Source organism: Streptomyces sp. NPDC059740 (assembly GCF_042733155.1).
Classification (GTDB): domain Bacteria; phylum Actinomycetota; class Actinomycetes; order Streptomycetales; family Streptomycetaceae; genus Streptomyces.
The window spans coordinates 21,203-38,871 of sequence record NZ_JBHWGP010000011.1; the positions used below are offsets into that span (position 1 = coordinate 21,203).

16 protein-coding genes, 1 pseudogene and 1 riboswitch are annotated in these 17,669 nt (G+C 73.0%); of the genes and pseudogenes, 11 read left to right on the plus strand and 6 right to left on the minus strand.

Features of this window, described 5'->3' with window-relative positions; all coding sequences use genetic code 11:
* Positions 1–87 precede the first annotated feature (87 nt).
* Positions 88–1,044 carry a carbohydrate-binding protein gene (locus ACFV3R_RS15580; protein ID WP_385581775.1) on the plus strand — a complete coding sequence of 319 codons (957 nt, stop codon included), beginning with the start codon at positions 88–90 and terminating at the stop codon, positions 1,042–1,044.
* A gap of 79 nt (positions 1,045–1,123) precedes the next feature.
* Here the strand turns inward: ACFV3R_RS15580 and ACFV3R_RS15585 are convergent, their stop codons facing one another.
* The 3 genes from ACFV3R_RS15585 to ACFV3R_RS15595 form a co-directional block, all read right to left on the minus strand.
* Positions 1,124–2,062 (minus strand): 1-phosphofructokinase family hexose kinase, encoded by a 939-nt coding sequence (locus ACFV3R_RS15585; protein WP_385581778.1) that lies wholly within the window; start codon positions 2,060–2,062, stop codon positions 1,124–1,126.
* Positions 2,063–2,256: 194 nt separating this feature from the next.
* Entirely contained in the window at positions 2,257–3,456 is a 1,200-nt protein-coding gene (nagA, locus tag ACFV3R_RS15590) for an N-acetylglucosamine-6-phosphate deacetylase (protein ID WP_385581781.1), read from the minus strand.
* The gene (locus tag ACFV3R_RS15595) at positions 3,456–4,388 is read right to left on the minus strand and encodes an ROK family protein (protein ID WP_385581784.1); all 933 of its coding nucleotides are present in this window, start codon (positions 4,386–4,388) and stop codon (positions 3,456–3,458) included. Before ACFV3R_RS15595 ends, nagA begins: the two co-directional genes overlap by 1 nt.
* A gap of 246 nt (positions 4,389–4,634) precedes the next feature.
* Between ACFV3R_RS15595 and ACFV3R_RS15600 the strand changes: the two genes are divergently transcribed.
* A complete protein-coding gene (locus ACFV3R_RS15600; protein ID WP_385581786.1) occupies positions 4,635–5,912 on the plus strand; it encodes an extracellular solute-binding protein in 1,278 nt (425 codons plus the stop codon).
* 277 nt (positions 5,913–6,189) lie between these two features.
* Positions 6,190–6,399, plus strand: coding sequence for a DUF3263 domain-containing protein (locus ACFV3R_RS15605; protein WP_385582235.1), 210 nt, complete (start codon positions 6,190–6,192; stop codon positions 6,397–6,399).
* Between the two features lie 264 nt (positions 6,400–6,663).
* On the opposite strand, the gene ACFV3R_RS15610 is transcribed toward ACFV3R_RS15605, so the two are convergent.
* Positions 6,664–7,242, minus strand: coding sequence for a TetR/AcrR family transcriptional regulator (locus ACFV3R_RS15610; protein ID WP_385581789.1), 579 nt, complete (start codon positions 7,240–7,242; stop codon positions 6,664–6,666).
* Positions 7,243–7,330: 88 nt separating this feature from the next.
* Here ACFV3R_RS15610 and ACFV3R_RS15615 point away from each other — a divergent pair, with 88 nt between their 5' ends.
* The 4 genes and pseudogenes from ACFV3R_RS15615 to otsB all read left to right on the plus strand — a co-directional run bounded on the left by ACFV3R_RS15615 (position 7,331) and on the right by otsB (position 9,973).
* Positions 7,331–8,212, plus strand: coding sequence for an SDR family oxidoreductase (locus ACFV3R_RS15615; protein ID WP_385581792.1), 882 nt, complete (start codon positions 7,331–7,333; stop codon positions 8,210–8,212).
* Between the two features lie 3 nt (positions 8,213–8,215).
* Positions 8,216–8,532: pseudogene (locus ACFV3R_RS15620) on the plus strand (IS481 family transposase); the annotation flags it as partial.
* 76 nt (positions 8,533–8,608) lie between these two features.
* Complete coding sequence (locus tag ACFV3R_RS15625; RefSeq protein WP_385581795.1) at positions 8,609–9,016, plus strand: PPOX class F420-dependent oxidoreductase; 408 nt, start codon at positions 8,609–8,611, stop codon at positions 9,014–9,016.
* 108 nt (positions 9,017–9,124) lie between these two features.
* On the plus strand, positions 9,125–9,973 hold the full coding sequence (gene otsB, locus ACFV3R_RS15630) for a trehalose-phosphatase (protein ID WP_385581797.1): 849 nt from the start codon (positions 9,125–9,127) through the stop codon (positions 9,971–9,973).
* 101 nt (positions 9,974–10,074) lie between these two features.
* Here the strand turns inward: otsB and ACFV3R_RS15635 are convergent, their stop codons facing one another.
* Positions 10,075–11,529 carry a trehalose-6-phosphate synthase gene (locus tag ACFV3R_RS15635; protein ID WP_385581799.1) on the minus strand — a complete coding sequence of 485 codons (1,455 nt, stop codon included), beginning with the start codon at positions 11,527–11,529 and terminating at the stop codon, positions 10,075–10,077.
* Positions 11,530–11,665: 136 nt separating this feature from the next.
* Positions 11,666–12,643: a glucosyl-3-phosphoglycerate synthase gene (locus tag ACFV3R_RS15640; RefSeq protein ID WP_385581801.1), complete on the minus strand. Its 978-nt coding sequence runs from the start codon at positions 12,641–12,643 to the stop codon at positions 11,666–11,668.
* A 307-nt stretch (positions 12,644–12,950) separates the two neighbouring features.
* A riboswitch (SAM riboswitch) is annotated at positions 12,951–13,106 on the plus strand.
* Positions 13,107–13,123: 17 nt separating this feature from the next.
* Here ACFV3R_RS15640 and thrC point away from each other — a divergent pair.
* The 4 genes from thrC to groL all read left to right on the plus strand — a co-directional run bounded on the left by thrC (position 13,124) and on the right by groL (position 17,641).
* Positions 13,124–14,404: a threonine synthase gene (gene thrC, locus ACFV3R_RS15645; protein WP_385581804.1), complete on the plus strand. Its 1,281-nt coding sequence runs from the start codon at positions 13,124–13,126 to the stop codon at positions 14,402–14,404.
* 88 nt (positions 14,405–14,492) lie between these two features.
* Entirely contained in the window at positions 14,493–14,771 is a 279-nt protein-coding gene (locus ACFV3R_RS15650; RefSeq protein ID WP_385581807.1) for a MoaD/ThiS family protein, read from the plus strand.
* A gap of 494 nt (positions 14,772–15,265) precedes the next feature.
* On the plus strand, positions 15,266–15,469 hold the full coding sequence (locus ACFV3R_RS15655; RefSeq protein ID WP_003986833.1) for a cold-shock protein: 204 nt from the start codon (positions 15,266–15,268) through the stop codon (positions 15,467–15,469).
* 549 nt (positions 15,470–16,018) lie between these two features.
* Complete coding sequence (gene groL / locus ACFV3R_RS15660; protein WP_385581810.1) at positions 16,019–17,641, plus strand: chaperonin GroEL; 1,623 nt, start codon at positions 16,019–16,021, stop codon at positions 17,639–17,641.
* Positions 17,642–17,669 lie beyond the last annotated feature (28 nt).

Sequence of the window (17,669 nt, forward strand, 5' to 3'; positions counted from 1 at the left end):
CCGCCCACAACCCCCAGACCAGCCACGAGAAGCTTCGCCCTGGCGCACACCGCGCCGCGCAACCGATCGCCGAAGGAGTGACACGGAATGACGGCCGGCAACAACGGCGCGGGCACACCGGAGAACGACGACCCGTTCGCCTATCTCTACCGCTCGGAGGGCGGTGAGGGCGGCGCCCAGGGTGCGGCGGGCGACGGTGCGGCGCCGCGGCAGCCGGGCGTGCCCCGCACCTCGTACAACCAGGTCCGCGCCGTCGGCCAGCGGCAGTACGGCACGCAGACCGCCCAGCCCTCCTACGGTCGGCAGCAGCCGGCGCCCGGTGGCCAGAACCCCCACTACGCGGCGCCCGAGACCCTGCCCGGCGGCGACCGGGGCGGACACGGCGCCCCGCAGGGCGGCGGCGGCCGGCAGGGCGGCGGCGGGCGCGGCCGCAACGGCCTGCTGATCGGCGCGATCGCCGTGGTCGTGGTGGTCTGCATCGGCATCGGTGTGGCCATGCTCACCCAGAGCGACGGCGACTCCGGCGGCCAGGCCGCGGACCAGAAGCCGACGCCCACCGCGGGAGCCTCCCAGGGGGGTGGGGCCAAGCAGTCCAAGGGCTCGAAGGCGATGGAGAACCTGCCGAGCGTGGACGCGGGCTCCATGCGCCTGGAGGGCAACGCGGCCACCGCCAGCGACGTCCCCGGCGCCACCTCCGCCAACCACACCTACGTCGGCGGCATCAGCCAGCCCGGCGACGGCGCGACCTGGACCTTCGACGTGCCCAAGGCCGGCATGTACACGATGTTCGTGGACTACGGCGTGCCGGGCAAGGACGCCGACGCCACGCTCACCGTCGACGGGCAGGCCCGCGACACCTCCCTGAACATGGGCAACTTCGCCCACGCCAAGGAGGGCGACTGGGAGCACGGCTGGACCAACACCTACGCCTACATGCACCTCAACAAGGGGACCAACCAGGTCAGGATCTCCTGCGAGGACGGCAACACCTGCGGCTTCAACCTCTCCAAGGTGTGGCTGAAGGCGGGCCAGTACAAGAAGTGACCCCGCCGGCGGCGCGCCCCGCGCCGCCGGACGCGAACAGCGGCCGGCCGACCCCCTGCGGGTCGGCCGGCCGTCGTCCTCAGCCCGCCCCGACCGGCCCCCGCAGGGCCTCGGCGGTGACCCGGTGCCGCAGGTCCTCGTAGGTCGCCCGGTCGAACTCGCCCGCCGAGCGGGCCCGTACTGTGGCGGCCGACAGAGCCACCGCCCGCACCAGGCGCGCCGGCCACGACACCCCTTCCACCAGCCCCGACAGCAGCCCCGCGACCGCGGAGTCGCCGGCGCCGGTCGGATTGCCGGACAGCGCCACCGGCGGCGCCGCCTGCCAGGCGCCCTCGGCGGTGACCAGCAGCATGCCCTCCGCGCCCAGCGAGGCGGCGACCGCGTGCGCGCCCCGGCGCCTGGCCTGCCGGGCGGCGCGCAGCGGTTCGGTCGACCCGGTCAGTCCCGCCAGCTCGTCGGCGTTCGGTTTCGCCAGGTCGGGGCGGGCGGCGAGGCCGCGCCGCAGCGGTTCCCCGCTGGTGTCGAGCAGCACCGGCACGCCCGCGGCCCGGGCGGCGCGCACCAGCCGGGCGTAGGCGTCCACCGGGACGCCCGGCGGCAGGCTCCCGCACAGGGCGACCGCCTCCGTGTCCGCCAGCAGCTCGCCGTAGGTGCCCAGGAAGGTCTCCCACTCGGCGGGCGTGAGGTGCGGTCCCGGCTCGTTGAGCTGGGTGGTGTCGCCGGTGGCCTCGTCGACGACGGCGACGGTCCGCCGGGTCGCACCGGCCGTCTCCACCAGGGCGTCCGTCACACCGCCGGCCTCGGCGAGCAGCGCGCGCAGCTCCCCGCCGGTCGTGCCGCCCGCGAACCCGGTCGCCGTGGTCCGGTGGCCGAGGGCGGCCAGCACCCGCGCCACGTTCAGCCCCTTGCCGCCGGGCCGGGCATCCACCTCGGTGACGCGGTGGGTGCGGTGCGGTTGCAGGTGTGGGACGCGGTAGGTGAGGTCGATCGCCGCGTTCAGTGTGACGGTGAGGATCATGGCCCCCCTCTCCCCGGGCAGGCGGACGAGTGCGCCAGTGATCATGCCATCGCGGGCGCCCCGCGCCCAGAGGGCGTTACGGCCAACACCGGACCGAGTGGGCCGGGCCCGGCCGCCCCGTGCGGGCGGGGCGGCCGGCGGTCCCTCCCCGCCGTGGCGGCCGGGCCGGCCGTGGCGGGCCGGGCGGGGCCCGGTCAGCCGCGGCCGGCGGCCGGTCCGGTCGGCGGGGTCACCAGCCACTCGCCCCTGCGCAGCACGCCCACGACCGTCAGCGCCTCGTCGAGGACCACCAGGTCGGCGTCCTTGCCCGGGGCGAGGCTGCCGGTGCGGTGCTCGATGCCCAGCAGCCGGGCCGGGGTGAGGGACAGGGCCCGCACCGCGTCCTCGACGCGGACCCCGTCGACCTGCACCGCGCGCCGGAACGCCCGGTCCAGGGTGAGGGTCGAGCCCGCGATGGAGCCCGCCGTCGGGCCCTCGCTGATCCGGGCCACGCCGTCCCTGACCTCCACCTGCATCGGCCCCAGCGGGTACAGGCCGTCGCTCATGCCGGCCGCCCCCATGGCGTCGGTGATGAAGGCGACCCGGTCGGGGCCGGCGTCGCGGAAGGCGAGCTGGAGCATGGCCGGGTGCAGGTGGGTCCCGTCGTTGATGAGCTCGACGGTGACCCGCTCGTCCTCCAGCAGGGCCGCGATGGGCCCCGGGGCCCGGTGGCCCAGCGGCGGCATGGCGTTGAAGAGGTGCGTGGCGACGGTGGCGCCCGCCTCGACGGCCTCCCGGGTCGCGTCGTAGCCGGCGTCGGTGTGGCCGACGGCGGCCACCACACCGGCGTCCACCAGCAGCCGGACCGACTCCAGGCCGCCCGGCAGCTCGGGCGCGAGGGTCATCATCCGCGCGGTGCCGCCCGCCGCCTCCAGCAGCTTGCGGACGTCGGCCGGGTCCGGGTCGCGCAGCAGCTCGGGCTGGTGGGCGCCGCAGCGGTCCGGCGAGATGAAGGGGCCTTCGAAGTGGATGCCGGCCAGGTCGCCCTGTTCGACGAGCTCGGCGAGCACCGCGGCCTGCCGGGCCAGGTCGTCGAGGCTGCCGGTGACGGTGGAGGCGGCCATCGAGGTGGTGCCGTGGCGGCGGTGGGTGGCGGCGACGCGCAGGCACTCCTCGGGGTCGGCGGAGGAGAACGAGCCGCCGCCTCCGCCGTGCACGTGCAGGTCGACGAAGCCGGGGACGACGAGGTGCCCGCTCAGGTCCCACACCCGGTCGCCCCCGGCCGCGGGGGCGGTGGCGTTCGCCGTCGCGTGGGCCGCCGTGATGCGCGGCCCCTCGACGTGCACCTCGCCGGCGTCGGCGACGCCGTCGGGCAACGCGACCCGGGCACCGGTGAGGACGGTTCGTTGGGCCATCAGGCAGCCACCTCCGTGGAGAGAAGATCCCGGGCGAGCAGGCCGGCGCCCAGGCAGCCGGCGACGTCCCCGAGCGCGGCGGGGACGATCAGGGGCACTTGCTGGTAGGTCACCCGGCGGTGGACCGCCTCGCGGAGCGGCGCGAACAGCGTCTCGCCCGCCTCGGCCAGTCCGCCGCCGACGATGAGGGTGTGCGGGTCCAGCAGGGTCAGTGCGGTGACCAGACCTGCGGCCAGCGCCTCGACGGCGTCCGTCCACACCGCCACCGCGCGCGGGTCGCCCGCGGCCACGGCCCGCGCGGCGTGCGCCGCGGTCGCCTCCGGGTCGCCGCTGGCCGCCGCCCAGGCCCGGCCGACGGCCGCGGCCGAGGCCAGCGCCTCCAGGCAGCCGCGCTGGCCGCAGCCGCACTCGGGGCCGCCGGGGCGGACCGCGAGGTGGCCGATCTCGCCGGCGCTGCCGTGCGCCCCGCGCTCGATACGCCCCTCGATGCCGATGGCCCCCGCGATGCCGGTGCCCAGCGCGACGAAGAGGAACCGGTCGGCCTCCCGGCCGGCCCCGATCCGGCCCTCCGCGAGGCCGCCGGTGCGGACGTCGTGGCCCAGTGCCACCGGGAGGCCGCCCAGCCGCCGGGAGAGCAGCGCCCGCAGCGGCACGTCCCGCCAGCCGAGGTTGGCCGCGTACACGGCGGTGCCCGCCGCCTCGTCGACGATGCCCGGGACGGCCACTCCGGCGGCGCGGGCCGGCTGCCCGTAGCGCTGCTCGCCGAGCTCGTGCAGCTCGGCGGCGAAGTCGAGGATCGAGGCGACCACGGCCTCGGGGCCGCGGTCGCGGCCGGTCGGGCGACGGGCCTCGTACAGCAGGGCGTCGTCGTCGCCGACGAGGGCCGCCTTCATCCCGGTGCCCCCGACGTCGAGGGCGATGACGTGTTCCACAGGGCCAGTCTCGCGCGAACAGCCGTAAAAGGTCTAGTCCACTCGCGTCGGCGGGTCGCGAGGAGACCGGTGGGATCGTGCGGGCCCCCTGGTGGGAGGGGGTGAGGGGGTGTAGTAGACGTGGGGTGGCTCCTCGGGAGACACTCGCGGACCGTTCGGTGGCGAACGGGTACGGTTGGGCGTTTTCTCCCGCAGGATCGTTCCTGCTACGTGGATCTTCGGGACATCAGGACATAGGGGTAGTTGATGGCAGTGCGGCGGCGTTACCTGGGTGCGACGGCGGCGGGGGTCGCGACGGTCTTCGCCTTCTCCCTCACCTCGTGCTCCACCCCCTTCGGCGACGACGAGGTGACGTTGAAGCTCGTCGCCGCCGACTACGGCGACGGCCCGGCCAACTCCTCCACCCACTACTGGGCCGCACTCACCAAGGCCTTCGAGAAGAAGAACCCCGACATCAAGGTCGACGTCGACGTCTACAACTGGAAGGACGTCGACCGGAAGGTGGCGGACCTGGTCAAGGCCGGTCACGCCCCCGACATGGCCCAGGCCGGGGCCTACGCCGACTACGCCGCCGCGGACAAGCTCTACAGCGCCGACGACCTGCTCTCCATACCCGTCCAGGGGGACATCGTCGCCTCCCTCGCCCAGGCCGGCGAGTACCACGAGACCGAGTACGGCATGCCGTTCGCCGCCAGCACCCGGCGCCTGTTCTACAACAAGAAGCTCTTCGCCGAGGCCGGCATCGCGCACCCCCCGCAGACCTGGAGCGAGGTCGCCCGGGACGCGCAGCTCCTCAAGGACCACGGCGTGGCCGTCCCCTTCGGCCTGCCGCTGGGCCCCGAGGAGACCCAGGCCGAGACCATGATGTGGATGCTGGGCGGCGGCGGCTCCTACACCGACACCACCGGCGGCTACGCGATCAACTCCACCGACAACATCCGCACCTTCGAGTGGGTCCGCGACCACCTGGTCAAGCCCGGCCTCACCGGCACCGCCCCGGCCACCACCAACCGGCAGGACTCCTTCAACGCCTTCACCGCGGGCAAGGTCGGCATGCTGGACGGCCACCCCACCCTCATCCGGCAGGCGGCGGCCAAGGGCCTCGACTACGGCACCGCCCCGCTCCCCGGCATCAACGGCAACGGCCACCCCACGCTCGGCGTCAGCGACTGGATGATGGCCTTCAAGCAGCCCGACCACCGCCAACAGGTCGGCAAGTTCCTCGACTTCGTGTACCGCAAGGAGAACGTGGAGAAGTTCTCCGCCGAGTACAACCTGCTGCCCGTCACCTCCTCCGCCTCCCAGGCCATGGCCGCCGACGACAGGTTCCGCTCGCTGCACGGCTTCCTCACGCAGCTGGGCGGCGCCGAGTTCTACCCCGCCGACAAGACCACCTGGCCGATGGTCAGCCGCCTGGTCAAGGCCCGCATGGGCAAGGCCGTGGCCCCCGACGGCAACCCGGCCGGGACGCTGAACGAGATCCAGAAGGCGGCCGACGAGGCCGAGCAACGGGACATGTCGTGACGGCGCACACCGCCCCCGCCCCCGGCCACGGGCCCGGTTCCCCCCGCGTCGAGCGGCGCCTATCGTGGACGACGTGAGGGAGGACGGCGGAGACCAGGAGCGCCGCGAGGACACCGGGCCCCAAAAGGGACCCGGCACCGACGGCGGCCCCTCCGGCTCCGCCGGCACCACGCCGCACCGCCCCACCGGCGCCCGGCAGACCGGAACCGAACCCTCCGCCACCGTCACCAACCCCGGGCACCAGGGCGACGATCCCGGGCCGGACCCCCTCGCCCCGCTGGAACGTGCCGTGCTGGCCGTGGAGCGCCGCTCCTGGGGCGGACCGGGCGTCAAGGAACGCGTGATACGCGAGCGCCTGGGTCTCTCACCCACCCGCTACTACCAGGTGCTCAACGCCCTGCTGGACGACGCGCGGGCCCTGGCGCACGACCCGGTCACCGTCAACCGGCTGCGCCGGGTCCGGCAGGCGCGCCGCGAGCGGCGGTAGGACGCGAGTGCCGGACCGGGACCGCGCCGAGCCGGGGCCGGGCCGGGGCCGCGCCGGGCCGGGACCGCGCCGAGCCGGGGCCGGGACCGCACCGGGCCCCGGAAGAGCACAGGTCAGAGGCTCCCCAGGCTCCGCACCCGGCCGGGCAGCCCTCAGAACCTGTTTCCGAACCTGTTGCCGCAGGTCGAGCCATGTGACGCGGCACGGGGCACAGTACTCACGGCGCCGGCAGGGCCCGGCCGGTGAACAGCCGGGCGGCATCTGTCAGCCCAGCGACGCAGTTGCCGCGCGCAGGTCCTCCAGGGCTGCCAGGGCATGGGGCGCGAGCCCTTCTGTGTCGTCGCGATCGCTTTCGCACCACTCGGCGTAGCCCCGCTTGAACGCGAGGACTCCCAGCTCGCCCGCGAGATGCGCAGTCGGGTCGGGGACACCGCGGGCGATGAGTGCGGCTGTCATGGCGGCCGCGAGACCGACGCTCTTGAGGGTGTCGCGTTCCTGAAGTTCGGTGCTGGCTGCCACGGCTGCTTTGAGGCGGGGGCCGAGTTCGCGGTTCACCGGACCCATGGCGCTCGCTGCGTGCTCGAGACCGGCCGCCACTGCTTGAAGCGGGCTGGCGCTCGCAGGGGCCTCGGTGATGCCGTCGGCGAGCAGCCTGCTGAGCGTCTCCTGCCCGGCGACGAGTAGCTCGCGCTTGTCGGAGAAGTGCCGGAAGAAGGTGCTCTTGGTGACGCCGGCGCGCTCGGCGATCTGCGTCACCGTGGTGGCGTCGTACCCCTGCTCGGTGAACAGCTCAACGGCTGCAACGACGAGTCGCTGGGTCGCCCCCGGTTGCCATCTAGCCATGAGACCAGGATAGGTGATGGGACACCTGTCCCGTCACCGTGTATGGTCAGTGATGGGACAAGAGTCCCATCACTTTCAGGGAGAGCTCATGCACGTCTTCATCACCGGCGGTACCGGCACCATCGGCTCCGCCGTCGTCGCCGAACTGCTCGGCAACGGCCACACCGTTCTCGCACTGGCTCGCTCGGACGGCTCCGCGCAGGCCCTTGAGAGCACTGGTGCCAAGGTGTTGCGAGGAGAGCTGGCGGACCTCGACGTCCTGCGGTCCGGTGCTGCGCAGTGCGACGGCGTGATCAGCTTGGCGTTCGGACGCGACTACAGCAGTCCGGATGCGCTCGCGCAGGCCATCACTGAGGAGAGCGCCGCTCTCGCCACGCTGGGGCAGGAACTCATCGGGAGCGACCGCCCCATCGTCGCGGTCTCGGGTACGCCCTGGGTGCCGGGACGCGCCTCCACCGAGGCCGATCCGCTGCCGACGGACGGACCGGTGGGCGGTCGGGGCCGTTCGGTCACAGCGCTGCTGGATCTCGCCTCGCGTGGTCTGCGCAGCATGGCTGTCCGTATGCCGCGCACGGTCCACAACGAGGGCCAGGGCGGATTTGCCGGCCTGTTGGTCGATGCAGCGCGCCGTACCGGGGTGTCCGGCTACCCGGGCGATGGCAGCCAACGCTGGCCAGCCGTGCACGCGCTCGACGCGGCGGTCCTGTTCCGTCTGGTCCTTGAGTCGGCACCGGCCGGGACGTCCTGGCACGCCGTCGCCGACGAGGGCGACGCGGTGCGCGACATCGCAACGGTCATCGGTCGGCGACTGGACCTGCCGGTCAAGGAGCTTCCGCAGGAACACTTCGGCCCGTTCGGTCCGATCTTCGCCATGGACCAGTCGGCGTCCAGCGCCCACACCCGCAATGCCCTCGGGTGGCACCCGACGCACCCCGGCCTCCTTGAGGACCTGGAAAACATTCAGCCCTGACGCCGCTCCAGTCGGCCCAAAACCACCCCGCACCGCACTCACCAGCCGCCGAAGCACGTATCTGCCACCTGCGGACCAGCCGCAAGCTCGGCCCGGCCCGGATCGGCCCGATCCTGGGTCTTCCCGCCTCGGCCGTGCACCGGGTCCTGGTCCGGCACGGCCTGAACCGACTGGCCTGGCTGGACCGGCCCACCGGCGAACCGATCCGCCGCTATGAGCGCACCAAACCCGGCGAGCTGGTCCATCTCGACATCAAGAAGCTGGACAACATCCCCGACGGCGACGGCTGGCCGACCGTCGGCAGGGCGGCCGGTGACCGCGCCTTGCGATGCACGGCACCAGACCACGCGACCTCGTCGGACGCTCCTGTTGCAAGGACCCCTTAGGCTCGCGGCCATGTCCCTCCTCAACGACGCCGCCCGCCGCCTCCTGGACGACCCCAACCCCGCGGTCCTGGCCACCGTCAACGCCGACGGCAGCCCGCAGACCTCCGTGGTGTGGGTCTGCCGCGACGGCGACGACCTGCTGATCTCCTCGGCGGCCGGCCGCCGCAAGGAGCGCAACCTGCGCCGCGAACCGCGTGCCAGCCTCCTCGTGCACGACCCCCGGGACCCGCAGCGCTACGTCGAGGTGCGGGGCCGCGTCACCGTCTCCGAGGACGTGGGCCGGGAGCTGGCGGTCCGCCTGGAGGAGGAGTACGAGGGCCCCGGAGCCGGCCAGGAGAAGCTGGCCCTTCCCCCCGAGGTGGTGCGGGTGGTGCTGCGCCTGACCCCCGAGCACGTCACCGGCCGCGTCATGCACTGACCGGGTGCTGCACCGGGTCCGGTGCGGTGGGACGGCAGGGGCGACGCCCACCGGACCGGCCGGGTGGCCGCCCGGTTGGCGTCCCCGCGCGCGGGTAGGGTCGGCGCCATGGGCAGCCCCAGTACCTCCTTGCCGACACCGACCACCGAAGCGGGCCGCGCGGGCCTGGCGGCGTTCCTCGCCGATCCCCGCCGGGCCGTCGTCGCCCTCGACTTCGACGGCACCCTGGCCCCCATCGTGCCCGACCCCGACAGCGCGCGCGCCCATCCGGCGGCGGCCGCGCTCCTGACCCGGCTCGCCCGGGCACTGGGCTCCGCCGTCATCGTCACCGGCCGCCCGGCGGAGGTCGCGGTGCGGCTCGGCGGGTTCGCCCAGGAGGGCGGGGAGCAGCGGTTCACCGTCCTCGGCCACTACGGCGCGGAACGGTGGGACGCGGCCACCGGCCGGGTCACCGCGCCCCCGCCGGACCCCGGCGTGGCGGCAGTGCGGCGCGCACTCCCCGACCTGCTGGCCGCCGAGAGCGCGGCGCAGGGGGCGACCGTCGAGGACAAGGGCCGCTCGGTGGCCGTCCACACCCGCCGCGCCGCCGACCCGCAGGGCGCCTACGAGGCGCTGCGCGGACCGCTGGGCGACCTCGCGAGCCGCCACGGCCTCCTGGTCGAACCCGGCCGCCTGGTGCTGGAACTGCGTCCCCAGGGCATGGACAAGGGCATGGCCCTGACCTCCTACCTCCACGAGGTCGGTGCCGGCAGCGTCCTCTACGCCGGCGACGACCTCGGGGACCTCGCCGCCTTCGACGCCGTGAACCGGCTGCGCGCCGAGGGCCTGGGCGGGGTGCTGGTGTGCAGCGGCAGCACCGAGGTCACCGCCCTCGCCGAGCGCGCCGACCTCGTGGTCGACGGCCCCGACGGGGTGGTCGGCCTGCTCACCGCCGTGGCGGAGGCCGTCGGAGCCTGAGACCGGGGCGGGCTGCCGGCGGCTGTCCACTGCCGGCCGGGTGGGCTGCCGGGCCGCGCCGGCCCGCCGCTGTACGCGTCGCCGTCGGCCGTCCCGGTCCGTCAGCCCCGCAGCGCCCGGAGCTGGTCCAGGAACCACTGCGAGGGCGGCAGCGCGGTGGCCGCCGCCGCCAGCCGCTTGCAGCGCTCGGCGCGGGCGTCGGCGGGCATCGTCAGGGCCTCGTGGAGGGCGTCGGCAGTGGCGATCACGTCGTAGGGGTTGACCACCAGCGCGTCCTCGCCCAGCTCGGCGAAGGCGCCGGCCTCGCGGGAGAGCACCAGCGCGCAGCCCGCGTCCGAGACCACCGGCACCTCCTTGGCCACCAGGTTCATGCCGTCGCGGATCGGGTTGACCAGCGCCACGTCCGCCATCCGGTACGCGGCCAGCGAACGCGCGAAGTCGTCGTCGACCCGCAGCAGCACCGGCTGCCAGTCGGCCGTCCCGAACGCGGCGTTGATCTCCTCGGCGACCCGCGACACCTCCTCGGTGTACTTCCGGTACACCGACAGGTCCTGGCGCGAGGGGTAGGCGAAGGCGACGTGGACCACGCGCCCCCGCCACTCGGGCCGCTCCGTCAGCAGACGGCGGTAGGCGTGCAGGCCGCGCACGATGTTCTTCGACAGCTCCGTCCGGTCGACGCGGACCACGGTGCGCCGGCCTTCGCCGACCTGCTCCCGCAACCGCACCAGCCAGTCGTCCACGTCCTGCCGGTGGGAGCGCTCGCGCAGGAAGTCCGCGTCGGCGCCCAGACCGTGCACGCCGAGGCGGGTGGTGCGCCCCTCGTACGTCACCGCGATCTCCGCGCCCTCGCGCGTCACCCGCGCCCCCAGCACCCGCTCACAGCACTCGGCGAACGCCGCCGCCCACCGCTCGGTGAGAAACCCGGCCCGGTCGCCGCCCAGGACACCGCGCAGCACCGAGACGGCCACGTCGTCGGGGAGCAGGCCGAAGTAGTCGGCCGGCGCCCACGGAGTGTGCGAGAAGTGGCCGATGCGCAGGTCCGGGCGGCGCTCGCGGAGCATCCCCGGTACCAGCGTCAGGTGGTAGTCCTGCACCAGCACCGCGGCACCCTGCGCCGCGTCCCGGGCCAGCGCGTCCGCGAAGGCCGCGTTGTACGCCTCGTAGGAGGCCCACTGGGCGCGGAAGTCCGCGTCGAAGGCCGGCTCCAGCGGCGTCTGGTACAGCAGGTGGTGGACGAACCACAGCACGGAGTTGGCGATGCCGTTGTAGGCGTCCGTGAAGGTCTGCGGCGCGATGTCGAGCATGCGGACCCGCTGCTCGCCGGTGTCGGACTCGGGGAGCTGGGCGGGGTGGCGGCGGGCGGCCTCGCGGTCGCCGTCGTTCAGCGCCGCGCAGACCCACAGCGCGTCCGCGTCCGGACCGATCGCCGAGAGCCCCGACACCAGGCCGCCGCCGCCGCGTTTGGCGCGCAGCGAGCCGTCCTCCTCCAGGGAGTACGAGACGGGGCCGCGGTTGGACGCGACGAGGATCTGCGCACCAGGGGTCTCGGAGGCCATGCCCGACAACTAACCCACCGCACAACCGTCCAAACGTACGGACGCCGGGCGGCGCCGATCTCCGCAGACGCCGGGCGAGATCGCGCCACACCGCCCCGACCTGCACGGTCACAGCCCGTGCAGGCGGGACCCGCCCTCAGGCCGCCCGGCCCCGGGAGTACTCCGGCACCTCGCACACCGGTGGCCGCTCCTCGGTGTCCACCGCCCAGGTCCGCGGCTCGAACCCGCCGTCCTCACCCCGGACGAACTGGGTCAGCCGCGGCCGCACCAGATGGCCACGGGCCAGCCGCAGCTGCGCGGTGCGGTAGATCGCCGCCGCCATACGGCCCAGCGCCTGCCCGTCCTGGTGCCGGTGGCGCCGCACCCCGACGTCGACCTGGGCCAGGGCGTCCAGCCCCACCGTCTGCAACGCGTCCACCAGCAGACCCAGCTCCACCCCGTAGCCCACCGGGAACGGCAGCCGCTCCAGCAGCGAGCGCCGTGCCGCGTACTCGCCCCCCAGCGGCTGCACGAAACCGGCCAGCTGCGGCCAGTGCAGGTTCAGCAGGGGCCGGGCCACCAGCTCCGTCACCCGGCCGCCCTGCGCCGGGCCGCCGGCCCCCGCACCGCCGCCCGCCTCGGCACCCAGCGGCCGGTCGTACATGGCCTTGACCAGCGCGAGATCCGGGTCGGTCAGCAGGGGCGCGACGATGCCGGAGACGAAGGTGGCCGAGAACTCCCGCAGGTCGGCGTCGACGAAGCACACGATGTCGCCGCGGGTGACCAGCAGCGACCGCCACAGCACCTCGCCCTTGCCCGGTAGCGCCGGCAGCCGCGGCAGCACCGCGTCCCGGTGCACCACGCGGGCCCCGGCGGCGGCGGCCACCTCGGCGGTACGGTCGGACGAACCCGAGTCCAGGACCACCAGCTCGTCGACGAGCGGCATGGCGTCCGTCATCAGCTCGTCACGGATGGTGGTGACGATCTGGCCGACCGTCGCCTCCTCGTCGAGCGCCGGCAGCACCACGCTGACCGTCTGCCCAGACGCGGCCTTGGCGGCCGGCAGCAGGGCCGTGGGACGGTCGGCCGCCGACCAGGAGCGGGTGCCGAGCCAGCGCTCCACCTCTTCCAGCACCAGCGTCTCTCCTCACGCTCGCAGTCCGTCTCGCGGGCCCGTGCGGTACCCGTCCTCTCGTCCCGGCAGGTCGGCGACCGGCGGACGCGGGCCGGACGGGACCCTGGGGTCACGCTCTGACCTGCGCCCTCGCCTCCGCACCGCGGACCGGTGAGGACCGGCGCTCGTGCTGTGATCCATCTCGCGGTGCGGACGGCTGTCTCCAGCCCGGGGCCCTTCGGTTACAGTCTTGAACAACGCGAACGGCCCGCATATGTCGGGGTCGCCGCGCCACACAAACGCCCGGTCCGCAAGGCCGGTGCCACACCGCTCATCCAGAGGGGCAGAGGGAAACGGCCCGTTGAAGCCCCGGCAACCCTCCAGCCGGACTCGTCACCGCACCAGCAGCGGAACGCGAGGCTCCCCGGCTAGGGAAGGTGCCAATTCCGTCTCGCGGCGAGATGCGTCGCGAGGAAGATGAGGAGAAAGGGCCTCGCCTCCATGGCTGTGCAGACCGTCGCCACCGACACCCCCCTCACCCTCGGCTCCGCCGTCGCGCTGTCCTGCCGCGAATGCGGCGAGCGGTTCCCGCTGAGCCCGATCTTCGCCTGCGAGGCCTGTTTCGGCCCGCTGGAGATCGCCTACGACCTTCCCACCGGGGACCCCGAGGGGCTCCGGAAGCGCATCGAGGCCGGCCCGAACAACATCTGGCGCTACGCCCCGCTGTTGCCCGTCCCCGAGGACGTCGCGGACAAGCCGAACATCAACCCCGGCTTCACCAAGCTGGTCAAGGCCGACAACCTCGCCCGCGAGCTCGGCGTCACCGGCGGTCTGTACGTCAAGGACGACTCCGGCAACCCCACCCACTCCTTCAAGGACCGGGTGGTGGCCATCGCCGTCGAGGCGGCCCGCGTCTTCGGCTTCACCACCCTCTCCTGCTCCTCCACCGGCAACCTCGCCGGTGCCGTGGGCGCCGCCGCGGCCCGGGCCGGTTTCCGCTCCTGCGTCTTCATCCCGCACGACCTGGAGCAGGGCAAGGTGGTCATGGCCGCCGTCTACGGCGGCGACCTGGTCGGCATCGAGGGCAACTACGACGACGTCAACCGCTTCTGCTCCGAGCTCATCGGCGACCCGCTGGGCGAGGGCTGGGGCTTCGTCAACGTCAACCTCCGCCCGTACTACGGCGAGGGTTCCAAGACGCTGGCCTACGAGATCTGCGAGCAGCTCGGCTGGGAGCTGCCCGACCAGATCGTCATCCCCATCGCCTCCGGCTCGCAGCTCACCAAGATCGACAAGGGGCTCAAGGAGCTGATCCAGCTCGGCCTCGTCGAGGACAAGCCCTACAAGATCTTCGGCGCGCAGGCCGAGGGCTGCTCCCCGGTCTCCCGGGCCTTCAAGGACGGCCACGACGTGGTCCGCCCGGTCCGGCCGGACACCATCGCCAAGTCCCTGGCCATCGGGAACCCGGCCGACGGCCCGTACGTGCTGGACATCGCCCGCCGTACCGGCGGTGCCGTCGAGGACGTCAACGACGCACAGGTCGTCGACGCCATCAAGCTGCTGGCCCGCACCGAGGGCATCTTCGCCGAGACCGCGGGCGGCGTCACCGTCGGCGTGACCCGGAAGCTGATCGAGAACGGCCTTCTGGACCCGGCGAAGTCCACCGTCGTCCTCAACACCGGCGACGGGCTGAAGACGCTGGACGCCGTGGCGCCCACCACCGGCCCGACCGCGACGATCCGCCCCAGCCTGGACGCCTTCCGCGAGGCCGGCCTGGCCTGACGCGGGCCCCGGCCGGCCGCCCCCGGCCCCGCCCCGTCCCCTTTGCCACCCACCGACCCGGGCCCCGGGCCCGAGACTTGAGGCAGACATGAGCGTCACCGTCCGCATCCCGACCATCCTCCGCACCTACACCGGTGGCCAGGCCGAGGTCCCCGCCGACGGCGCGACCCTCTCGGAGGTCCTCGCGGACCTGGAGAAGAACCACAGCGGCATCGCCGCGCGCGTGCTGGACGACTCCGGCAAGCTCCGCCGTTTCGTCAACGTCTACGTCAACGACGACGACGTCCGCTTCGAGCAGGGCCTTGAGACCCCCACGCCCGAGGGTGCCGGCGTCTCCATCATCCCGGCGGTCGCCGGCGGCTGCTGAGCCACGCACCGCCCGACGGACCCGACACCGGCCGCCGCTCCTCCAGAGGGAGCGGCGGCCGGCTGCCGTGGGGGCGCGCGCACCGGGGTGCGCGGCGGGTGAGCGCGCCGGGGGGGGGTGGGATATGCGGAAGCGGTAATTCCGTACCGGGAATTAGCGTTAGAGTGGGCGCGGTTCCCGCATTGCGCGCAGGTCAAACGCGCATGACGAATCTCCGCGGCGGACACAAGATGTGTGCGTGGTTTGTCGGTTTGGTGTAGTTCGCCCGGACCGTATTGTGGCTGATTCCCTCTCTTTTTCGCTTATCGGTGTTTACCCTGGTCCGGATTTTTCGTCTGCTTGACCTGTTGCACTGGGCAGTTGTGCAGATACATTCAGCGGCGGTCGACGCGTTCCGGCGCACGCCCCCTCCTGCCGCCTGGCATCGGGGGTGAGGTCTGACCCGGGTCCGCGAAGTGCGGTCCTGCGTAGGGCCAGCAATAGGGGAGTAAGGAATGGCTCAGGGCACCGTCAAGTGGTTCAACGCGGAGAAGGGCTACGGCTTCATCGCGGTCGACGGTGGTGCGGATGTTTTCGTCCACTACAGCGCGATACAGATGGACGGCTACCGCACCCTCGAGGAAGGTCAGCGGGTCGAGTTCGAGATCTCGCAGGGCCAGAAGGGGCCGCAGGCGGACATGGTTCGCGTGGCCGGCTAGGGCGACGACCTCACAGCTGTCGCTGGGGCCCGCGCTCCCTCTCGGGGGAGCGCGGGCCCTTGTCCGTGTGTCCGCCGTTCCGGCGTCCGCCGTTCCGGCGTCCGCGTTCCGGTGGCCAGGTCCGGTGGCCAGGTCCGGTGGTGCCGCGTGCCGGGGTGCGGTGGTGGCCGGCGTCGGTGTCCGTGTCGCGAGGTCGGGGTGCGGTGGTGGCCGGTGAGTGGTCTGCGCCCCTTCACCCCGGCGACCTGCGCGGTTTCCGGGACGGCGGCGGTGGGTCGGGGCTTCGGGCCCGGGTGCCGGGCCGATGCCGCCCGTCCCGTCCGGTGGCCGCTCCTTGCACTCTCATGGCGAGAGTGCTAACTATTGCGTTAGCACTCTCCGAGTGAGAGTGACAGTAAGGACCGAGTCGGTGAGGTCCGGGAGCAGGTGGGACGGAACCACCAGCCTCCCAGATCGTCCGTCGCGGGCGCCAGCGCGGTCCGGAGTAATCCACCCTCCCCCAGACTCCGCGTCATGGGGGGACCCCCAGTCCTGGGAGGACCACTTCACATGGCCAAGATCATCGCGTTCGACGAGGAGGCACGGCGCGGTCTCGAGCGCGGGATGAACCAGCTCGCCGACGCCGTCAAGGTCACCCTCGGCCCCAAGGGCCGCAACGTCGTCCTCGAGAAGAAGTGGGGCGCCCCCACGATCACCAACGATGGTGTTTCCATCGCTAAGGAGATCGAGCTCGAGGACCCGTACGAGAAGATCGGTGCCGAGCTGGTCAAGGAGGTCGCGAAGAAGACGGACGACGTCGCCGGTGACGGCACGACGACCGCGACCGTCCTGGCCCAGGCACTGGTCAAGGAAGGCCTGCGCAACGTCGCCGCCGGCGCCAACCCGATGGCGCTCAAGCGCGGCATCGAGAAGGCCGTCGAGTCGGTCTCCGCCGCCCTGCTGGAGCAGGCGAAGGACGTCGAGACCAAGGAGCAGATCGCCTCCACCGCCTCGATCTCCGCCGCCGACACCCAGATCGGCGAGCTCATCGCCGAGGCGATGGACAAGGTCGGCAAGGAAGGCGTCATCACCGTCGAGGAGTCCCAGACCTTCGGTCTGGAGCTGGAGCTCACCGAGGGTATGCGCTTCGACAAGGGCTACATCTCGGCGTACTTCGCCACCGACATGGAGCGCATGGAGGCGTCGCTCGACGACCCCTACATCCTCATCGTCAACTCCAAGATCTCCGCGGTGAAGGACCTGCTCCCGCTGCTGGAGAAGGTCATGCAGTCCGGCAAGCCGCTGCTGATCATCGCCGAGGACGTCGAGGGCGAGGCCCTGTCGACCCTGGTCGTCAACAAGATCCGTGGCACCTTCAAGTCCGTCGCCGTCAAGGCCCCGGGCTTCGGTGACCGCCGCAAGGCCATGCTCGGCGACATCGCCATCCTCACCGGTGGCACCGTCATCTCCGAGGAGGTCGGCCTCAAGCTCGAGAACGCCGGTCTGGACCTCCTGGGCCGTGCCCGCAAGGTCGTCATCACCAAGGACGAGACCACCATCGTCGACGGTGCCGGCGACAGCGAGCAGGTCCAGGGCCGCGTCAACCAGATCCGCGCCGAGATCGAGAACAGCGACTCCGACTACGACCGCGAGAAGCTCCAGGAGCGCCTGGCGAAGCTGGCCGGCGGCGTGGCCGTCATCAAGGCCGGTGCCGCCACCGAGGTCGAGCTCAAGGAGCGCAAGCACCGCATCGAGGACGCCGTCCGCAACGCGAAGGCGGCCGTCGAGGAGGGCATCGTCGCCGGCGGTGGCGTGGCCCTGCTGCAGGCCTCCGCGGTCTTCGAGAAGCTGGAGCTGGAGGGCGACGAGGCCACCGGTGCCGCCGCTGTGAAGCTGGCCCTGGAGGCCCCGCTGAAGCAGATCGCCACCAACGCCGGCCTCGAGGGTGGCGTCATCGTGGAGAAGGTGCGCAACCTGACCCCGGGTCACGGCCTGAACGCCGCGACCGGCGAGTACGTCGACCTGGTCGCCGAGGGCATCATCGACCCGGCCAAGGTCACCCGCTCCGCGCTGCAGAACGCCGCCTCCATCGCGGCGCTGTTCCTCACCACCGAGGCCGTCATCGCCGACAAGCCGGAGAAGGCCGCTGCGCCGGCCGGCGGCGGCATGCCGGGCGGTGACATGGACTTCTGATCCCTCGAAGGATCGGAAGCTCCTGGAG

Excerpts from the sequence above, each read along its gene's own strand:
- ACFV3R_RS15625 (WP_385581795.1), top strand. The coding sequence starts at position 8,609 with ATGTCCCTCCTCAACGACGCCGCCCGCCGCCTCCTGGACGACCCCAAC.
- ACFV3R_RS15635 (WP_385581799.1), bottom strand. The coding sequence starts at position 11,529 with ATGGCCTCCGAGACCCCTGGTGCGCAGATCCTCGTCGCGTCCAACCGC.
- ACFV3R_RS15580 (WP_385581775.1), top strand. The coding sequence starts at position 88 with ATGACGGCCGGCAACAACGGCGCGGGCACACCGGAGAACGACGACCCG.
- otsB (WP_385581797.1), top strand. The coding sequence starts at position 9,125 with ATGGGCAGCCCCAGTACCTCCTTGCCGACACCGACCACCGAAGCGGGC.
- ACFV3R_RS15600 (WP_385581786.1), top strand. The coding sequence starts at position 4,635 with ATGGCAGTGCGGCGGCGTTACCTGGGTGCGACGGCGGCGGGGGTCGCG.
- ACFV3R_RS15615 (WP_385581792.1), top strand. The coding sequence starts at position 7,331 with ATGCACGTCTTCATCACCGGCGGTACCGGCACCATCGGCTCCGCCGTC.
- ACFV3R_RS15650 (WP_385581807.1), top strand. The coding sequence starts at position 14,493 with ATGAGCGTCACCGTCCGCATCCCGACCATCCTCCGCACCTACACCGGT.
- ACFV3R_RS15585 (WP_385581778.1), bottom strand. The coding sequence starts at position 2,062 with ATGATCCTCACCGTCACACTGAACGCGGCGATCGACCTCACCTACCGC.
- ACFV3R_RS15610 (WP_385581789.1), bottom strand. The coding sequence starts at position 7,242 with ATGGCTAGATGGCAACCGGGGGCGACCCAGCGACTCGTCGTTGCAGCC.
- ACFV3R_RS15655 (WP_003986833.1), top strand. The coding sequence starts at position 15,266 with ATGGCTCAGGGCACCGTCAAGTGGTTCAACGCGGAGAAGGGCTACGGC.
- groL (WP_385581810.1), top strand. The coding sequence starts at position 16,019 with ATGGCCAAGATCATCGCGTTCGACGAGGAGGCACGGCGCGGTCTCGAG.
- nagA (WP_385581781.1), bottom strand. The coding sequence starts at position 3,456 with ATGGCCCAACGAACCGTCCTCACCGGTGCCCGGGTCGCGTTGCCCGAC.
- thrC (WP_385581804.1), top strand. The coding sequence starts at position 13,124 with ATGGCTGTGCAGACCGTCGCCACCGACACCCCCCTCACCCTCGGCTCC.